This is a genomic window from Pseudomonas sp. R4-84 (genome assembly GCF_054130985.1).
Window position 1 is genome coordinate 5,454,504 of record NZ_CP096390.1, and the last position, 19,091, is coordinate 5,473,594.

Annotated in this window: 10 protein-coding genes, 2 tRNA genes and 4 rRNA genes; 1 reads left to right on the forward strand and 15 read right to left on the reverse strand. The window is 58.2% G+C overall.

All coding sequences use genetic code 11. The features are described 5' to 3' along the window. Nucleotides 1-190: 190 nt before the first annotated feature. From M1D68_RS24600 to M1D68_RS24610, 3 genes are all read right to left on the reverse strand, one after another. Complete coding sequence (locus tag M1D68_RS24600; RefSeq protein ID WP_420767745.1) at nucleotides 191-1,504, reverse strand: MFS transporter; 1,314 nt, start codon at nucleotides 1,502-1,504, stop codon at nucleotides 191-193. A 37-nt stretch (nucleotides 1,505-1,541) separates the two neighbouring features. After that, complete coding sequence (locus M1D68_RS24605; RefSeq protein WP_420767744.1) at nucleotides 1,542-1,715, reverse strand: hypothetical protein; 174 nt, start codon at nucleotides 1,713-1,715, stop codon at nucleotides 1,542-1,544. 133 nt (nucleotides 1,716-1,848) lie between these two features. Next, entirely contained in the window at nucleotides 1,849-2,406 is a 558-nt protein-coding gene (locus M1D68_RS24610; RefSeq protein ID WP_420767743.1) for a YbhB/YbcL family Raf kinase inhibitor-like protein, read from the reverse strand. Nucleotides 2,407-2,546: 140 nt separating this feature from the next. On the opposite strand from M1D68_RS24610, the gene M1D68_RS24615 reads away from it, so the two are divergent. Continuing rightward, complete coding sequence (locus M1D68_RS24615; RefSeq protein WP_457968718.1) at nucleotides 2,547-4,079, forward strand: FAD-dependent oxidoreductase; 1,533 nt, start codon at nucleotides 2,547-2,549, stop codon at nucleotides 4,077-4,079. 70 nt (nucleotides 4,080-4,149) lie between these two features. Here the strand turns inward: M1D68_RS24615 and pgaD are convergent, their stop codons facing one another. The 12 genes from pgaD to M1D68_RS24675 all read right to left on the reverse strand — a co-directional run bounded on the left by pgaD (nucleotide 4,150) and on the right by M1D68_RS24675 (nucleotide 18,682). Continuing rightward, on the reverse strand, nucleotides 4,150-4,653 hold the full coding sequence (gene pgaD, locus M1D68_RS24620) for a poly-beta-1,6-N-acetyl-D-glucosamine biosynthesis protein PgaD (protein ID WP_420767741.1): 504 nt from the start codon (nucleotides 4,651-4,653) through the stop codon (nucleotides 4,150-4,152). Further along, nucleotides 4,650-6,005 carry a poly-beta-1,6-N-acetyl-D-glucosamine synthase gene (pgaC, locus tag M1D68_RS24625; RefSeq protein WP_420767740.1) on the reverse strand — a complete coding sequence of 452 codons (1,356 nt, stop codon included), beginning with the start codon at nucleotides 6,003-6,005 and terminating at the stop codon, nucleotides 4,650-4,652. The genes pgaD and pgaC overlap by 4 nt, the downstream gene beginning before the upstream one ends. 1 nt (nucleotide 6,006) lies before the next feature. Then, nucleotides 6,007-8,004: a poly-beta-1,6-N-acetyl-D-glucosamine N-deacetylase PgaB gene (pgaB, locus tag M1D68_RS24630; RefSeq protein WP_457968720.1), complete on the reverse strand. Its 1,998-nt coding sequence runs from the start codon at nucleotides 8,002-8,004 to the stop codon at nucleotides 6,007-6,009. Between the two features lie 12 nt (nucleotides 8,005-8,016). Beyond that, nucleotides 8,017-10,500 (reverse strand): poly-beta-1,6 N-acetyl-D-glucosamine export porin PgaA, encoded by a 2,484-nt coding sequence (gene pgaA / locus M1D68_RS24635; protein WP_457968722.1) that lies wholly within the window; start codon nucleotides 10,498-10,500, stop codon nucleotides 8,017-8,019. Between the two features lie 248 nt (nucleotides 10,501-10,748). Continuing rightward, nucleotides 10,749-12,254, reverse strand: a complete 1,506-nt coding sequence (locus M1D68_RS24640; RefSeq protein ID WP_420767778.1) for a YdgA family protein — start codon at nucleotides 12,252-12,254, stop codon at nucleotides 10,749-10,751. Between the two features lie 159 nt (nucleotides 12,255-12,413). Then, nucleotides 12,414-13,049, reverse strand: a complete 636-nt coding sequence (locus tag M1D68_RS24645) for an NADH:ubiquinone oxidoreductase subunit N (protein ID WP_420767737.1) — start codon at nucleotides 13,047-13,049, stop codon at nucleotides 12,414-12,416. A 181-nt stretch (nucleotides 13,050-13,230) separates the two neighbouring features. Further along, nucleotides 13,231-13,346, reverse strand: a 5S ribosomal RNA gene (gene rrf, locus M1D68_RS24650). 107 nt (nucleotides 13,347-13,453) lie between these two features. Beyond that, nucleotides 13,454-13,569, reverse strand: a 5S ribosomal RNA gene (rrf, locus tag M1D68_RS24655). Nucleotides 13,570-13,724: 155 nt separating this feature from the next. Continuing rightward, nucleotides 13,725-16,616 (reverse strand): 23S ribosomal RNA (locus tag M1D68_RS24660). 241 nt (nucleotides 16,617-16,857) lie between these two features. Then, nucleotides 16,858-16,933: transfer RNA gene (locus M1D68_RS24665), tRNA-Ala, on the reverse strand. A 10-nt stretch (nucleotides 16,934-16,943) separates the two neighbouring features. Further along, a tRNA-Ile gene (locus tag M1D68_RS24670) sits at nucleotides 16,944-17,020 on the reverse strand. 123 nt (nucleotides 17,021-17,143) lie between these two features. Further along, nucleotides 17,144-18,682 (reverse strand): 16S ribosomal RNA (locus M1D68_RS24675). Together the 16S, 23S and 5S rRNA genes with 2 tRNA genes alongside form the textbook arrangement of a ribosomal RNA operon. Nucleotides 18,683-19,091: the final 409 nt, after the last annotated feature.

A 19,091-nucleotide genomic window follows, 5' to 3' on the forward strand; every position in this document is an offset into this window, starting at 1 on the left:
GGGTTAATCGCTTGGAAATAATTTCCTGACTGCTCGCAGCCCCTCCTTAGCCCCTGATGCCTTTGCGATTTTCCTTCAGGTTACCGCCACGACGGTTTCCTTCAGTCCACCACCGACGTTACTCGGCGCGGATCCGTGCCATCGCAATGGTTTAAGCGAGCACCATTGAGTCGGCACACCGTGCGCTAACTCACGATTCGCACACCAGCGAGGGCTGGACAGACTTCGTGTGCCGTTTCGGAAAATAAGCCGCCGCGCCGACGCCCAGCGCGCCCATCACTACGCAGTACCCCACGCACACCCAAGGACTCCACGGCACCAAAGCAATCAGCACCAACGGCGTGATGCTCGCCCACAGCGCGTAGGCGATGTTGTAGGTAAACGAGATGCCAGATACGCGGATTTTTGCCGGAAACAGGCTCACCATCACCGAAGGCACCGCGCCGACTACGCCGCAACCCAAGCCGGCGATAGCGTAGGCCAGGCCCAGCCACGCGCTGCCGCTGATCAGGCTGGCGAAGAGCACGGCGATGCCCACGGGCAGCAGCAGGCTATACAGCATCACCGTGCGCCAGGCGCCGATGCGGTCGACGATGAGGCCGGCCAGGACGCAGCCGATGTTCAGGAAAACGATGCCGAGGCTGCTCAGGGCGAAAGTGTGGCCAGGGGTCAGGCCGAAGCTCTTCTGCATCACGGTCGGGGTGATGACCACAAATACCACCACAGCAGAGGTCAGCACGCAGGTGAGAATCGCGGCGGGCAGCAAGGCGTGGCGATGGTCGCGCAGGACCGTGCGCAGCGGCAATTCCGCCGCGCCTTCGCGATTGGCTTGCAGCGCCATGAAGATCGGCGTTTCGCTCAGCCAGCGGCGCAGCCAGACGCCAATCACACCGAATACCCCGCCCAGCAGGAATGGCAGGCGCCACGCGTAGTCAAGGATTTCCGCCGGGGTATAAATCCGCGCCAGCGCCGTGGCGGTCAGGGCGCCAAGCAGATAGCCGAAGGTCAGGCCCGCCTGGAGAAAGCCCAAGGCATAACCTCGATGTTTCAGTGGCGCATGTTCAGCGACGAAGACCCAGGCGCTGGGCACTTCCCCGCCGACCGCCGCGCCTTGCAGGATACGCAACGCCAGCAACAGCAACGGGGCGAAATAACCGATTTGCGCGTACGTCGGCATCACGCCGATGAGCAGGCAGGGCAACGCCATCATGAGAATGCTCAGGCTGAACACCCGCTTGCGCCCCAGGCGATCGGCAAAGTGCGCCATGAGAATCCCGCCCAACGGCCGTGCCAGGTAGCCGGTGGCGAAGATTCCGAAGCTTTGCAGCAAGCGCAGCCACTCGGGCATTTCCGGTGGGAAAAACAGCTGGCTGAGGGTCAGGGCGAAGAAGACAAAAATGATGAAATCGTAGATTTCCAGCGCACCGCCAAGGGCGGCGAGGCCCAGGGTCCTGTAGTCGGATCGGTTGAACCGGGCGTCTGGCAAATGAGTGGTGGCAGTCATAGGCAAGTTTGAAAAAGAATTGGAAGAAGGCGACGGTTCAGGCAGCGGGCCCCTTGTCCGCGGGCTGCACCGACGATTGGCCTGGCTCGGCGTCCGCGGCCTCGTCAGCTGGCAAGAAATCCTTGCGGCTCTGGGCGATGGCCCGGCGTATTTCGTCGCCCTTGGTGGGGCAATTCTTGAGGCGGGCGATGCCGTCGGTTTTCTGCGTCATCGCCATCCTCCGGCATGAATGAACAGGGGCTCGATAGTGCTCGTTTTTAGCGCGCGATGCCAACTTACGTGACGATTGGGGCTGCCGGGCAACCCCGCGGGTGCATGGTTGCTCGCCCGGAGCCGAGGCCCGGTCAACGGTGATAGCGGCGCACCACGCTGCTGTTGCGCAGGACGTGGCCCTTGAGTTTTTCCATCAATTGGGCCCGTGTGAGGCCGGCAGGCAGGGCGTCGGGCGGCAGGTCCAGGGCGAAAATCTGGATCAGGTAATGGTGGGCGCTGTCACCCACGGGCGGGCACGGTCCGATGTAGCCGTGGGTGTTTTTGCTGTTGATGCCGCTCATGCCCTCAAGCGTGGATTTGGTGCCCGCGCCTGTCGGAATCTGTCGGGTGCTGGCCTTGATTCCATAATGGACCCAATGATCTACGCCTTGTCCACGCTGGCCGTCGGGGTCGAGCATGACGATGGCGTAGCTGAGGGTGCCAGGCGGGCCGGCATTCCAGCTCAGGGCCGGGGAGATATTCTTGCCGCCACATTGGTTGGCGTCGCTGGCGGCCGCTGCGGTGAAGAGGCGGTCGTCCGACACGCCGGGAATGCTCAGGGTAAAACGCTCTTCTGCCTGGACTCCCTGTGCGCACAGCACGAGGGTGACGGCCGCGAGCCAGGAGGAAAAGGAAGTCAATCGGGTCATACCGGGCACCTTGAATGCGGTTCAGGCCAACGACGGCCTGCGAACTATAGCCGCAGCGCCGCCCCGGTTGCAGTGACAATTACGCTGAACCTCGTTCCAATCCCTCGACTCCAACGGGAAACGCCTGCCGGAGAACGACCATGCCCATGCATCAAGTCGCCCGCCTCGCTGATGTGCGAGAAGATCGCGGCCTCGAAGTCACCCTCAACGACGCGCCCATCCTGCTGTTACGGGCTGGAGGGCAAGTGCGGGCGTTCCAAGGCAAGTGCCCGCACGCCGGGGCGCCTTTGGCCAAGGGCGCCGTATGCCACGGAAGGCTGATCTGCCCCTGGCACAAAGCCGCGTTTCGCGCTGAAGACGGCGCCCTGTGCGAGCCGCCGGCCCTCGACAGCCTGGAGCGTTACCACGTCGAGGTGCGAGGCGAAGAAGTCTGGGTCGATGACCAACCACTGCCGGCCGAAAAAGTCCCCCCCGCCGATGACCCGCGCACGTTTGTCATCGTCGGCGCCGGCGCGGCGGGCACGGCATGCGCGGCGGCGTTGCGCGAGAAGGGTTTCGGCGGCCAGATCCAGCTGATCGACCGCGAGGCCGAGGCCGGCTACGACCGGACGGTGTTGAGCAAATATGTACTGGCTGGCGACATGGCTGCGGACGAAACTCCGCCTCTGCGCGATGAAACTTATTTCAGCCAACAACGCATCGAACGGCGCCATGGCCAAGTGACCGGCCTTGATGTCAATGCGCGTCGGATCCGCCTCGCCGACGGTCAATCACTGGCTTACGACGCCCTGTTGATTGCCACTGGCGGCGAACCCAAGACGCTGAATCTGCCCGGTATCGACTTGCCGCAAGTCCTGATGCTGCGCTCCTTGGCCGATACACGGCGGATTCTCGAACATGCGCAGCCGGGGCAACGAGCCGTGATCATCGGCGACAGTTTCATTGCCATGGAGGTCGCCTCCTCCCTGCGCAAACGCGAACTCAGCGTCACCGTCCTGGCTCGTCACCCAGTGCCGTTCGCGGCGCAGTTCGGCGACAGTATCGGCAAGGCGATCCTGGCTCGGCACCGGGCCAATGGCGTGGTGTATCACACCGACGGCGAAGCAGCGCGGATCGAGGGTACGGGCAAAGTACACGCCGTGGTGCTGGATAACGGCCAACGCTTTGAGGCGGACCTGGTCATCGTCGGCGTCGGCGTGCGCCCGGCCACGGAGCCGTTCGCCAACCTGCCACGGGAGAAAGACCAATCGTTGATTGTCGACGACGGCATGCGCGTGGCCGACGGCGTCTGGGCCGTGGGTGATATTGCGACCTTCCCCCTCAACGGCCAGCCCCAGCGCATCGAACATTGGCGGCTGGCCCAGCAACAGGCCCGCATCGCCGCGACGAACATGCTCGGTGGTGAAGAACATTACCTGGACGTGCCGTTCTTCTGGACCTATCACTTCGGCAAGCGCTACGACTATCTGGGCCATGCCGAGGAATGGGACGAAGTGCAATTCAAGGGCACGCCCGAGCATCCGCCCTTTATCGCGCTGCTCGGCAAGGACGGCCTGGTCGTGGCGGTCGTCGCCTGCGATGAAGGCCGGGCGATGGCGGCACTGGCCCAGCGCATGAAACAACCGCTGCCTGTGGATGAAGCTTGGCGGCTGGTCCGGGATTTTTCGATGTAGCTTGTCTTTGCAGACGCCACAAAGCCTGTGGGAGCGAGCTTGCTCCCACAATGAAGCAGCACCGCTGCGCTTACGCCGAATGATCCGCCGGCAGATGAATGATCTGCGGTCGCTCCAGCGGCGCCAGGGGCGGCGGTTGCAAGTCCGGGCCCAACAAGTGGAAATGCGGCACGACGTGGCTGATATCGCCGTCCTGATTGTTATGGATGATCTTCGAACCTGGCTGGCGCAGCGTTTCCAGACGTTCGCCAGTCAATTTGAAACTGGCACTCAGCCCCTGGTCGTCCACTGCGGGCCTTGGCAGCCTACGCTGGGCGAAGCTACGGCTCTTGCGCTGTTGATAGCGCGCCCAGCTGATCAGGATGATTGCGTTGACCAACGCGATCCAGCCGTAGATCTGCAACGTCCCCAGGGTGTCGAACAATGAACCGCCCAGACGCGGGCCCGCGTGGCTGTCAAACAGCGGCCACAGACCGTTCACCAGCAGGTACAACAGTCCAACCCACGCCAGTACCGTAAAGAGCACGTCGATGATCACCAGAAAAGGCCGCTGGCGGGTCCTGATAATTTTCATCGGATCACTTCCTCTTCTTCGTCATCGAACGGTTTGATCCCGCGATCCGGGCTGATCCATCGCGCGCGTTTCTGATGCTGTCCGAACAGCACCTTGGGGAAACTCACCAGCGTGGTGAACAAACTGATCAGCCAGAACACCAGGGGGTACCAGACTACCCAGAACATGATGTGCCACAGGCCCTTTTCGTAGCGACGGTCGATCAGAATGCTCACCGCGAATTGCATCAGGCACACCACCGCCAGCAACAGGCCGGTGAAAGCCGGCGGCATCAAGTGGTCCACGGCGATGGCGGCTGGCATCTCGACGAATTTACCGGCTCCCCAGAAGATTACTGACAGCAGGAAGGTGAACGCCCAACCGGTGGACAGGCAGTATTCGAACAGCAGCGGCCACAGGTAGCGGTGACGGTATTGCCAGATGCCGCGGATGTTCTTGAACAGCACCTCGGCGCCACCCTGGGCCCAACGCAGCCGCTGCCGCCACAGGCCCCGCAAGGTTTCGGGCATGAGGATCCAGCACAGGGCGCGTGGCTCGTAGAAAATGCTCCAGTGGTCCAGTTGCAGCTTCCAGCTGATGTCGATGTCCTCGGTGATCATGTCCGGGCTCCAGTAGCCGACCCGGTGCAGGGCGGTACGACGGAACGCGACGATTACGCCGGACACGGTAAAGATCCGCCCGAAAACCCGCTGGGTGCGCTTGATCAAACCGATGATCGAGGAAAACTCGCCGACCTGGACCCGGCCCACCAACGTCGAACGGGTGCGGATGCGCGGGTTGCCGGTCACCGCGCCAAGGCGGGCGTTGTCCAGCATCGGCGCTACCAGGTAGGCGCAGGTGTTGGGCGCCAACAGCGCGTCGCCGTCGATACACACCAGGTATTCACTGCGTGCGGCGATGGCGCCCATACGCAGGGCCACGGCCTTGCCCTGGTTTTCCGCCAGGTGCAGCACGCGCAAGCGCGGGTCTTCGACGGCCAGTCGATCGAGCACCTCGGCGGTGTTGTCCTTGGAGCCGTCGTTGATGGCGATGACTTCAATGTTCGGATAATGCTGGCCCAGCGCTGCGTGAATCGTGTCGGCAACGTTGTCGCCTTCGTTGAAGCACGGGACCAGGATGCTGATCAGCGGCTCGCCGGCCAGGGGCGGCGGCAACGTGTCGTCCTTCCACGGCCAGTGACGCTCCCAGTGCAGCCAGAAATACAGGCCGCCAGCGATCCACAGGCCGGACATGAACAGCGGGTAGAAGAACACGAAGTCCATCAGGAATTGCCCGGTAACCAGGAAGATCAGGCCCAGGGGCACCCCAAGGACGATCGCCAGCACCAGGACGGCGAGCAGTCTGTCAAGCATGTCAAGGATTCCACTTGTTGGAGAGCGCCGGCCGCACGGCTTTCACGGCGGGCTGGTCTTCGATGAAATTGTCCGGGTAGTAGCCGAAACTGGTCACGCCCTGGCGCTTGAGGCGCCCCATCCAGTCGGCCAGTTGTTCGCCCTCGATGTCTGCCACTGGCTTGCTGTGCCAATCACGGGCTTGCAGTTCGAACACCGTGCGCTTGAGTGCACCGGGGCGAGCCTTGATGGTTTCCACCAATCGCTCCAGCCAGGGCCCCGACTGTTCGCGGGTCTGTTTTTCCATCAGGGGCATGGCCATCGGCGCCGTCCAGTCGTAGGCGGCGAGGAAATCGTCAAGGTTCTGGGCGAACCAGGCTTCGCTTTCCGGGTTGAGCATCGGTTCGGCAAAGATGTTGCGCGCCGTGCGCACCTGCGGCCCACGTATCGCCCGGACCTTGGCGGTGAGCTCGGCGGTGAAGTCGATCAGGTAGCGGCTCTTGAAGCGAGTCCAACGCTGCATGGCGGCAGGGTCATCGCGCAGGGCAGCAATCGATTGCGGCAAGCCATGGGCGGCGTACACTTTCATCGCGGCGGGACCGGCGTCCTCGAAGTCGGAGAATACGGCATCGTCATGATAAAGAACGCCGTCCACCGAGCTCATCCGCGCCATGTCCTCGTAGATCTCGCCGATGATCTTCCGCACGTTCGGGTCGAACGGCGACAGGCGTACATATTGGTCTGGGGCGACGCCCGTCTTGCTGGTCTCCGGATCCCAGCGCTGCACGCGCGGCAACTTCGAATCTAGGGCAAAACTGAGTACCGGCATCCAGGCATAGACCTTGACGTTGGCCCGGGTGCGCAATTGCCATGCAACGCGGTCGAACAGATCGGCGCGCACCGGCAGGTGGCGGTTAGGAAAGTACAGCGAGTGGACCAGGCCATCGCCTTTTGGATCGGCGAAGGCTTGCAAGAACACCGTGTTGGCGCCCAGGTCATAGATGCGCTGGACCAGTTTGCCGACGTTGGCCTCCTGCTGCACGGGGTCAGAATCGTAGACGTAATCCAGGTCGACGTGGACCACCCGCATCGGGTCGATCGTCTGCACTGAAGCGATACTTTCGGCGAAGTGAGCACCATCCGGATCGGATGCGACCAGGAAGCGCGGTCCGCTCATCAGGTTATCGAGGCTGTCGAGGCCATCTTCCAGGGTCAGGGCCATCTGGTAACCCTGGCTGCCGATCACTTGCAATGCGGTGCCGTCGGCCTCGCCGTAAGGCCACACCCAGACACGCGGGCTGTAGCCGACCACCTTGCGGATCTTGTCTGAAATAGCCGCCACGTCTTTGCGCATACGCGCCTGGAAATCGGCCTCGCTCTCATAGCGACCGGTCACGGCATCATAGAGCCGGGTAGTTGCCGCCGGCTGTTGGTTTCCTTGGGGATTGGCGAGCACGCCTTTGTGGTTGGCGTCGGTGTGGGCCGCGATTTCCACCAGGCCCGATTTCGAAATCTCGCGAATCTGCTCCCACGTGAGGAACTCGGAGCGCTTGCGCGGCACACCGGCGAAATCCACATTCTGGTTCATCGGCGTGTCGACCCAACTGCCGACCGGGGCCAGGATTGCCGGCCAGTTGTAGGCTCGCAAGATCGGCATGACGCGCGTATAGAAGCTTGAGTAGCCATCGTCGAAACTCAGCAACACCGCACGCGGCGGCAGTTGCGGTCCGCCGTTGCGGGCAGCGATGATCTGGTCGACCGTGACCGCCTGGTAATTGTTTTCACGCAGCCAGGCCAGCTGTTCAATCAGGCGCTCAGTGCGCACGGCTACCAGGCCCTGGTCGGGGTCGCGGTCTTCGACATCATGGTAGGCAATACCCAGCACATGGTTTTTCGGCCACGGGGCATCGTTCGCCGCGACCGGCCGTTGCGAAGGTGGCGCGAACGCCGGGGCTTGCTGGGCACAAGCGCTGATCAGCAAGACTCCCAGCAGAAGGATGAATCGCGAAATGACGGGCATTTTCAAACTCTTCTAGAAGCGGTAGGTGAGGTCGACAAGCAGGCGCAGATCGCTTTCACGATCGCCGTCGTAAGGGCGGTTGAGCCAGCTCAGCGCGGCCCCGGCTTCGAGCACATCGTTCCAGAGCAAGCGTTGGCCGTAGCCGAGCAACCCCATGGCACCGGTGTTGTAGTCGCGCTGGCTGTAGGTGCCGGCGCCGACTTGGAATTGCTGGCTCCAAGTGGTTTCGTAACGGCGGTACAGCACGTGATTGGCGCTCACGGTCGGCATGACGCTGAAGTCCGACTTCGGATTGAAGTACGGCACTTCTTCGGAACCGCTGTTGCGGCTGGCGCCCACTTCCAGTCCCAGCTCCACCTGCAGGCGTGGGGCGCTGTAGATGCCCTCGCGGCCGGTCAGCAGGGTCTCCAGGCGATTGTTGCCGTCGCTGAAATGGGACGGGCTCACAGCCAGCCGCCATTCGCGGCTTTCATTGGCGCGCCAGCGGACGAAACCGCTCCCGCCATTGGCGCGAATACCGCTGTTGAGAGCTCGCAATGGTGTCTCGGCCGAGAGGTAATCCAGGCTGCCGCCGTACTGCCAGTGATCGTTGATGTCCCGGGCCACGGCCACGCGCGCGCCTTGTTTGTCACCGGAGCCGTACGAGTGGTTGGAGACTTCCGCTTCCAGAGTCATGTCGCGGGTACGCCGCTCCACGCCCAAGCGCTGCCAACGATGATGGCCGGTGCCTTCCTCAAAGTCGCCAGTGGCGTAGCCGGCACCGCCGAATAGCCGCCAGTCTTCGTCAATGGGCGGGCTGTAGAGCAACGTTTCGATACCAAAGTCCCGGCTACCCGTCACCGCGCCGGCATCGCCGTTGCCACCGCCGTAGCTTTTGCCGGTGTAGGCTTCGATGCGCAATTCAGCCATGTCATGAACGTCACGCTGACGTTGCAGGCGTTTGACGTGGGCATTCTCCGGATAACGGGCGACCACGTCGTCGGTAAGCGCGTCCATCTGCCGCCATTCCTGCAGGTCCATCGCCGCGCGAGCCTGGGCGACTTCCAGGTCGCGATTGCGCGGTGTCGTGGTCTCGATTTCCTTGAGCAGGCTTTCTGAACGCCGCGGCCAGTCACGGGCTTGATACAGGTCGGCCTGGGCCAGGCGCAGGCCGATGTGGCCAGGGGCTTGGTAGATGAGACTTTCCAGACGCGTTTCGGCGGAGGGCAGGTCAGCGCCATAAGTGCCTGCTTGAGCGGCAAGCATCTGCGCATCCATCCACTCGTCGTTGGGGTTACCGATTGGCAATCCCTTGAGCTCCACCCGAGACGGCTGTGATTTAGCCAGATCTTCGGCCAGCGCGCGGGCCTCTTCGGACTTTTCGCTTTCCAGCAAGGCGTAGTAGAGCGCGGTGCTGTCTTCGAAACGGTCCGCAGGGTCGGCATCCGGCGCGGTCAGTACACGGCGGTACAGCTCGACGGCTATTTCCGGCTCACGTTGCTCAAGATAAGAAGAGGCCACCCAGCGCAAGGCATAAGTCGGAATGCTGATACCTTCAGCGACCAGCTTCTGGTATTCGGCGATCACCTCTGCCCGGCGAGCGCGGGCGTTGAGGGCTCCCATGCGGTCGATTCGCCACCGCAGCACGTCCTCATGGGCCTCGGCCACTGGCGTCCAGGTGGCGAGCAGTTTGTCGTAATCGGCCAACGCGCGGTCAGCGATGACAAAGCGCTCCTTTTCGCTGCGGCTGGCCATATCCGCCAGACGCACCCGTTCAGCCGCCACATCGCCTTCAAGCCGGCGCTGCACGCCGCGGTCGATCAGCCCAGGCTGAAGACGGGCCAGGCGCAACGCCGGTTCAGGCAACCTGGCACGCTGCAGCGCATGAATGTATTCGCGCGCGACTTCAGCCTTGTTGCTACCGGCACGGATGAAGGCTTGATCGTATTGGAACAGGGCTTCGTGGGGATTGTCAGCGCGCGTCAGTGCATAGCCCAACGCCAACCGGCGCATCGGATCTTCGGGCTTGGCGGCAACCAAAACCTTGGCACGGCTGACGGCTTCGTCGGGTTTGCCGGCGTCGGCCTGGGTCAGGGCCAGGCCCAGTTGCAGGTCCGCATTTCGTGGTTCGATGGCCAGGGCTCGACGATACAGCTCAATCGCCGGATCCCAACGCTGGAGGTTGCGATAGGAGCGGGCCGCTGCGGTCAGCGCCTGGACCGGTAAGTCGCGGTAACGGCCTTGGGTTTCGTAGACCTTCACCACCTCGGCATCGAGACCAGCCCAGCTGGCGATCTGCAAGTGATCGCTGATTTGCGCGGTACTGGCCTGCCCCGCCGGAACTTGGCGCAACACGGCCAGTGCGGGCGTGTAATCGCCCGAACGGGCATCAAGCACCATTTGGTCATAGGCGGCATCGGCAAACGCCGCCAGCGGCAAGCACAACTGGCTGCACAGCGCGACGCGAAACAACGGGCGCAAACCGAATCGAATAAAGGGACCCACAGTACGCGGCATTCGTCAGCATCCTTACATGGCCAGCCGGGTCGCAGTGCCCCCTTGCCCATCAAACAGGAGGCCGGGTCAAAGGAACCCAGCCAAGCTCTAACGGGCTAAGTCTGGCATCGCGCGAAGGGTGATTTTTCGGAACGCCATAATTCTTCAGAATCCATGCAGATTTCAGCGCCGAAGTTTTCAAAGAGAAAAAAAAACCGGCTCGTGCGCAGGGCACGGGCCGGTTTTTTGGGGGGGAGCTTTTAGAGGTATTACTGAACGGCGACGCCGCCGCCCAACTTACTCATCACAAATGCCGAGAATTGTTCAACGGTCATTTTCTGTCCGTTGAAATCCACTTGATTGTTGGCGTAGTGCAAGTTGGTGACCACGTCGTTGCCTTCCAGCTTCGCCAGCTCCGTACCCACAGCCATGGCGCTGAACATATCGCTGGTGGCAGTGGCCTGGTCGGCGATCAGTTTGGCGTCTGTCTGGCCTTCCATCTGCGCCTGCACGGTCAGCAGGTCCACAAGCATCGGCTTGGACACCTTCACTTTGAAATCCAGCAGGGCGAGCAATTGACGGCCTAGTTCATCCGGCGGCAGATCCATCGATTGTGGCTTGGCCAGGTCTACGACCAGGCTCGCGCGGCTTTCACCGTTAGCCGTATTAAACGAGAGGTTCTCCAGGGCCACTTGTGGGGCGCCCGCCAGGAGTTTCTCCAGATCGGCCTTGACCTGCGCCTCTTCGGCCTCGGTCAAGTTCAGCTCTGGCGCTGGCTCGCCCGCTTCAGCGGCCTCGGCAGCGGCTTTTTCGTATGGCTGCAGTTTGGCCTGGTAGACCTGCATCAGCGACATGGTTGCGGGAATATCCAGGTTCTTCAGGCTTACCGCCATCTGCGCCGAACCAATGACCTTATCGTTGAAAGACAACTCACCGATCTTGTAGTCGGCACGCCCCGAAGCGCTGGTACCCTTTTCGGAGCTGTTGTTCTTCATTTCGAAATTCTTCAGGCCCAGCACTGATTTCTGTTCGCCGAAACTGGTCTTGCTGTTACTCAGCAGCAGGGTGTTATCACCCATGTAGTAGCCGTAGGTGCTCTTGGTCAGGTTGCTGGCCAATGTCAGACCGCTGAGCTCGATTTGCACAGGTGTTTGATCTTCGGCGACGGTGGTCAGTTTGAAACTGTCCATATAACCGTCGGCCTTGATCTTCTCTGCTTGGGCGCTGGCTGCCACGTCGATTTTCAGGCCGGAAAAGATGAGCTGGGATTGTTCGTCCAGCTTGGTATCCAGTGGGAGCAGTTCGAATGTACCGTTTGTGGACTGATCGTAGCCGAGGTTGAAAACGCCTTTGAGCGGCGATTTATCCTTGGCGGCAACAAACCATTTTTCAGTCAGCGGAGTCCGCTCAAGTTCGGTGTGGCTGGTAGCCATGACCGGCAACCATTTGAGCGTCATCAGCCGGGAAACCGGTAGCGGGCCGTGTTCGATGTTATCAACGAACAGCAATTCAACGGATTCGCCACCAAACATTTCGCCTTCACCTTTGAGGCGGTAATGCGCAGTGCTGCTGAATGTTCCACGATCCAAGGAAACCAGCTCGATCGAAGCGGTACCGTTGGACCCGGCCAAAGCCGTTTGCAATTGCTTGTTGCTGTCGGCAATGGCTGTATTCAAGACTCCTTCAAGCTTCGTCCCGGTATACCAGGCGCCGCCCGCACTGATAGCGCCGATAACCACAACGATTCCGAGAAGTACGCTTGCTGATTTATTCATGAGAGACCCGATCGTATTCCATGGTTGAAAAAGTCGCCGTCTTCCTTGACCCGCAAAGGGCTGTGGCTCGACGCGGCAAAAGTGGTGGAGGAGATTAGCACCAGGCACGCCAGCAAGCCCAATGTTTAAAGGGGAAAAAGCGTGTTCTTGAGAAATGGTCTACGAATATTGGACTTCGATCTCGTCCAGTTGGTGATCAAATGTCTTGAGCCGTGCCGTCCAGGTGTATACCAGTACTTCGAAATCACGATTGATCACCGCCGTACTCGACGAGTCGGCACGCCCATCACAGAAATCCAACTGGTAACGTTCCCTAGCCATGGCATTGGCGACATCGCACAGTTCACGAGCGTTGTTGAGCCAGTGCCAATCATCTTGCGCGACCTGCTCGTCCAAGGCCGCGCATTGGATTTTCAAGGCTTCGAGACTTTTTTCCAATGGTGTACCCGTGAGCTCTCCCATGACCTCTTGGAACGTGCGACCTGGTTGCCAATAGCTGCCCCAGAAATAGCGATCAAACACCGTCTCGACCCGACGCAGCGCGACCTTGGTGTCCCATATCAACACCAGGGTCTTGCCTTGCTCGAGCTGTTTTTTCTTGATGCGCTGGCCTTGCATCGAGGCCCAGGCGACAACTGCGATGGATATGACACCGATCAGTGCGGACGCGCTATCAAGGAAAATCAGCGCTTTATCGAGCTGATGAGTCAGCATGACGCCATAGAAATAGGTGGCCGAAAGCAGTACCAACGCCGCAATAGCGCACCAGAAGCCGGGAGCATAAGGGTTTTTCATTATTCGAATCCCCATGACCAGTCACATCGCGGGCTCTCGTTGCAAACGCCCAACAACCCAAGCATAGCAATGGACTGGGGGTTTGCCGGGGCGCGACAGCAATTAGGGAGATGATCCGATTACCGGCTCTGAAACGACAAAACCCCCGTCTGCGGTGCAGACAGGGGTTTTGGGAATTCAATCTTGACGATGACCTACTCTCACATGGGGAAACCCCACACTACCATCGGCGATGCATCGTTTCACTGCTGAGTTCGGGATGGGATCAGGTGGTTCCAATGCTCTATGGTCGTCAAGAAATTCTGTGACCAACCCGTTCAGGAACAACGTGTCGGTTAAAATCGAAGACTTCTACTAAAACAAAACCCCTACCTGCATCAGCAGATAGGGGTTTCGGAATTTAATCTTGACGATGACCTACTCTCACATGGGGAAACCCCACACTACCATCGGCGATGCATCGTTTCACTTCTGAGTTCGGGATGGGATCAGGTGGTTCCAATGCTCTATGGTCGTCAAGAAATTCGGTAGCCAGCGCGTGCCTTGCGGTCACGTTCCAGCGAATGGGTATGTGATAGCGTGTTGCTTTGTGAGTATCTCGAACTTTCGGTTCGTTTCGTCTTCACAACACCGCAATCTGGCCTCTTTCGAGTCTACAAATTGCTTGGGTGTTATATGGTCAAGCCTCACGGGCAATTAGTACAGGTTAGCTCAACGCCTCACAGCGCTTACACACCCTGCCTATCAACGTCGTAGTCTTCGACGGCCCTTCAGGGAGCTCAAGGCTCCAGTGAGATCTCATCTTGAGGCAAGTTTCCCGCTTAGATGCTTTCAGCGGTTATCTTTTCCGAACATAGCTACCCGGCAATGCCACTGGCGTGACAACCGGAACACCAGAGGTTCGTCCACTCCGGTCCTCTCGTACTAGGAGCAGCCCCTCTCAAATCTCAAACGTCCACGGCAGATAGGGACCGAACTGTCTCACGACGTTCTAAACCCAGCTCGCGTACCACTTTAAATGGCGAACAGCCATACCCTTGGGACCGGCTTCAGCCCCAGGATGTGATGAGCCGACATCGAGGTGCCAAACACCGCCGTCGATATGAACTCTTGGGCGGTATCAGCCTGTTATCCCCGGAGTACCTTTTATCCGTTGAGCGATGGCCCTTCCATACAGAACCACCGGATCACTAAGACCTACTTTCGTACCTGCTCGACGTGTCTGTCTCGCAGTCAAGCGCGCTTTTGCCTTTATACTCTACGACCGATTTCCGACCGGTCTGAGCGCACCTTCGTACTCCTCCGTTACTCTTTAGGAGGAGACCGCCCCAGTCAAACTACCCACCATACACTGTCCTCGATCCGGATAACGGACCTGAGTTAGAACCTCAAAGTTGCCAGGGTGGTATTTCAAGGATGGCTCCACGCAGACTGGCGTCCACGCTTCAAAGCCTCCCACCTATCCTACACAAGCAAATTCAAAGTCCAGTGCAAAGCTATAGTAAAGGTTCACGGGGTCTTTCCGTCTAGCCGCGGATACACTGCATCTTCACAGCGATTTCAATTTCACTGAGTCTCGGGTGGAGACAGCGCCGCCATCGTTACGCCATTCGTGCAGGTCGGAACTTACCCGACAAGGAATTTCGCTACCTTAGGACCGTTATAGTTACGGCCGCCGTTTACCGGGGCTTCGATCAAGAGCTTCGCGTTAGCTAACCCCATCAATTAACCTTCCGGCACCGGGCAGGCGTCACACCCTATACGTCCACTTTCGTGTTTGCAGAGTGCTGTGTTTTTAATAAACAGTCGCAGCGGCCTGGTATCTTCGACCGGCGTGGGCTTACGCAGCAAGTGCTTCACCCTCACCGGCGCACCTTCTCCCGAAGTTACGGTGCCATTTTGCCTAGTTCCTTCACCCGAGTTCTCTCAAGCGCCTTGGTATTCTCTACCCAACCACCTGTGTCGGTTTGGGGTACGGTTCCTGGTTACCTGAAGCTTAGAAGCTTTTCTTGGAAGCATGGCATCAACCACTTCGTCACCCAAAGGGTAACTCGTCATCAGCTCTCGGCCTTGAGATCCCGGATTTACCTAAGATCTCAGCCTACCACCTTAAACTTGGACAACCAACGCCAAGCTGGCCTAGCCTTCTCCGTCCCTCCATCGCAATAACCAGAAGTACAGGAATATTAACCTGTTTTCCATCGACTACGCTTTTCAGCCTCGCCTTAGGGACCGACTAACCCTGCGTCGATTAACGTTGCGCAGGAAACCTTGGTCTTTCGGCGTGGGTGTTTTTCACACCCATTGTCGTTACTCATGTCAGCATTCGCACTTCTGATACCTCCAGCAAGCTTCTCAACTCACCTTCACAGGCTTACAGAACGCTCCTCTACCGCATCACTTACGTGATACCCGTAGCTTCGGTGTATGGTTTGAGCCCCGTTACATCTTCCGCGCAGGCCGACTCGACTAGTGAGCTATTACGCTTTCTTTAAAGGGTGGCTGCTTCTAAGCCAACCTCCTAGCTGTCTAAGCCTTCCCACATCGTTTCCCACTTAACCATAACTTTGGGACCTTAGCTGACGGTCTGGGTTGTTTCCCTTTTCACGACGGACGTTAGCACCCGCCGTGTGTCTCCCATGCTCGGCACTTGTAGGTATTCGGAGTTTGCATCGGTTTGGTAAGTCGGGATGACCCCCTAGCCGAAACAGTGCTCTACCCCCTACAGTGATACATGAGGCGCTACCTAAATAGCTTTCGAGGAGAACCAGCTATCTCCGAGCTTGATTAGCCTTTCACTCCGATCCACAGGTCATCCGCTAACTTTTCAACGGTAGTCGGTTCGGTCCTCCAGTCAGTGTTACCTAACCTTCAACCTGCCCATGGATAGATCGCCCGGTTTCGGGTCTATTCCCAGCGACTAGACGCCCTATTAAGACTCGCTTTCGCTACGCCTCCCCTATTCGGTTAAGCTCGCCACTGAAAATAAGTCGCTGACCCATTATACAAAAGGTACGCAGTCACCCAACAAAGTGGGCTCCCACTGCTTGTACGCATACGGTTTCAGGATCTATTTCACTCCCCTCTCCGGGGTTCTTTTCGCCTTTCCCTCACGGTACTAGTTCACTATCGGTCAGTCAGTAGTATTTAGCCTTGGAGGATGGTCCCCCCATATTCAGACAAAGTTTCTCGTGCTCCGTCCTACTCGATTTTACTTCTAAGATCCTTTCGCGTACAGGGCTATCACCCACTATGGCCGCACTTTCCAGAGCGTTCCGCTAAAATCAAAGAAGCTTAAGGGCTAGTCCCCGTTCGCTCGCCACTACTAAGGGAATCTCGGTTGATTTCTTTTCCTCAGGGTACTTAGATGTTTCAGTTCCCCTGGTTCGCTTCTTGCACCTATGTATTCAGTACAAGATAACCATCTTATGATGGCTGGGTTCCCCCATTCAGACATCTCCGGATCACAGTCTGTTTGCCGACTCCCCGAAGCTTTTCGCAGGCTACCACGTCTTTCATCGCCTCTGACTGCCAAGGCATCCACCGTATGCGCTTCTTCACTTGACCATATAACCCCAAGCAATCTGGTTATACTGTGAAGACGACATTCGCCGAAAATTCGATCTGGCTCTAAGAGCCACTCACAAATTTTACCTTAGCCTGATCCGTTACCAGTGAAAGTAACGTTCAGTCTATCTTTCTATCACATACCCAAATTTTTAAAGAACGATCTAATCAAAAGACTAGAAATCAACATTCATCATCCAGCGGATGGAACGCTCATTTCTAAGCTTTCAGAAGCAGTTTATGGTGGAGCCAAGCGGGATCGAACCGCTGACCTCCTGCGTGCAAGGCAGGCGCTCTCCCAGCTGAGCTATGGCCCCATAACAAAATTGGTGGGTCTGGGCAGATTCGAACTGCCGACCTCACCCTTATCAGGGGTGCGCTCTAACCAACTGAGCTACAGACCCAATTTCGAGCTTGTAACTGTTAGCTGTGAGCTATCAGCTTGGAGCTTAAAGCTGCTTCTATCGTCTTCTTCAATGAATCAAGCAATTCGTGTGGGAGCTCATGAAGCCGCTGCTGTCGTCGATTAAGGAGGTGATCCAGCCGCAGGTTCCCCTACGGCTACCTTGTTACGACTTCACCCCAGTCATGAATCACACCGTGGTAACCGTCCCCCCGAAGGTTAGACTAGCTACTTCTGGTGCAACCCACTCCCATGGTGTGACGGGCGGTGTGTACAAGGCCCGGGAACGTATTCACCGCGACATTCTGATTCGCGATTACTAGCGATTCCGACTTCACGCAGTCGAGTTGCAGACTGCGATCCGGACTACGATCGGTTTTGTGGGATTAGCTCCACCTCGCGGCTTGGCAACCCTCTGTACCGACCATTGTAGCACGTGTGTAGCCCAGGCCGTAAGGGCCATGATGACTTGACGTCATCCCCACCTTCCTCCGGTTTGTCACCGGCAGTCTCCTTAGAGTGCCCACCATAACGTGCTGGTAACTAAGGACAAGGGTTGCGCTCGTTACGGGACTTAACCCAACATCTCACGACACGAGCTGACGACAGCCATGCAGCACCTGTCTCAATGCTCCCGAAGGCACCAATCCATCTCTGGAAAGTTCATTGGATGTCAAGGCCTGGTAAGGTTCTTCGCGTTGCTTCGAATTAAACCACATGCTCCACCGCTTGTGCGGGCCCCCGTCAATTCATTTGAGTTTTAACCTTGCGGCCGTACTCCCCAGGCGGTCAACTTAATGCGTTAGCTGCGCCACTAAGAGCTCAAGGCTCCCAACGGCTAGTTGACATCGTTTACGGCGTGGACTACCAGGGTATCTAATCCTGTTTGCTCCCCACGCTTTCGCACCTCAGTGTCAGTATCAGTCCAGGTGGTCGCCTTCGCCACTGGTGTTCCTTCCTATATCTACGCATTTCACCGCTACACAGGAAATTCCACCACCCTCTACCATACTCTAGCTCGACAGTTTTGAATGCAGTTCCCAGGTTGAGCCCGGGGATTTCACATCCAACTTAACGAACCACCTACGCGCGCTTTACGCCCAGTAATTCCGATTAACGCTTGCACCCTCTGTATTACCGCGGCTGCTGGCACAGAGTTAGCCGGTGCTTATTCTGTCGGTAACGTCAAAACACTAACGTATTAGGTTAATGCCCTTCCTCCCAACTTAAAGTGCTTTACAATCCGAAGACCTTCTTCACACACGCGGCATGGCTGGATCAGGCTTTCGCCCATTGTCCAATATTCCCCACTGCTGCCTCCCGTAGGAGTCTGGACCGTGTCTCAGTTCCAGTGTGACTGATCATCCTCTCAGACCAGTTACGGATCGTCGCCTTGGTGAGCCATTACCTCACCAACTAGCTAATCCGACCTAGGCTCATCTGATAGCGCAAGGCCCGAAGGTCCCCTGCTTTCTCCCGTAGGACGTATGCGGTATTAGCGTCCGTTTCCGAGCGTTATCCCCCACTACCAGGCAGATTCCTAGGCATTACTCACCCGTCCGCCGCTCGCCACCAGGTACAAGTACCCGTGCTGCCGCTCGACTTGCATGTGTTAGGCCTGCCGCCAGCGTTCAATCTGAGCCATGATCAAACTCTTCAGTTCAAACATCTTTGGGTTTTGAGAAAACCCTAAACTTGGCTCAGCAATCGTTGGTTACATCTTTGATTTCTCGCGGAGTAACTTGTGATGCTGATAATCTGTTGACTAGCAGTCTGACTCCACAAGCACCCACACGAATTGCTTGATTCAGTTGTTAAAGAGCGGTGGGTTGAGCCTTTCGTCTCAACCGAGGCGCGCATTCTACAGCGCCCCGTGTATCTGTCAAGCGGTTATTTTAAGAAGTTTTCAAAGTTTCGCTTGGAAATCCTTAACAACTTCAACCACTTGCGCTTTCGATCTCTCGTTAGCGGGAGGCGAATTCTACAGCGTTACTCGCTGCTGTCAACACCTCTTTTTTACCGCTTTCGACCGAGAGGATCGAACCGTCGATAGCGCCCAACAAACCGGCCTA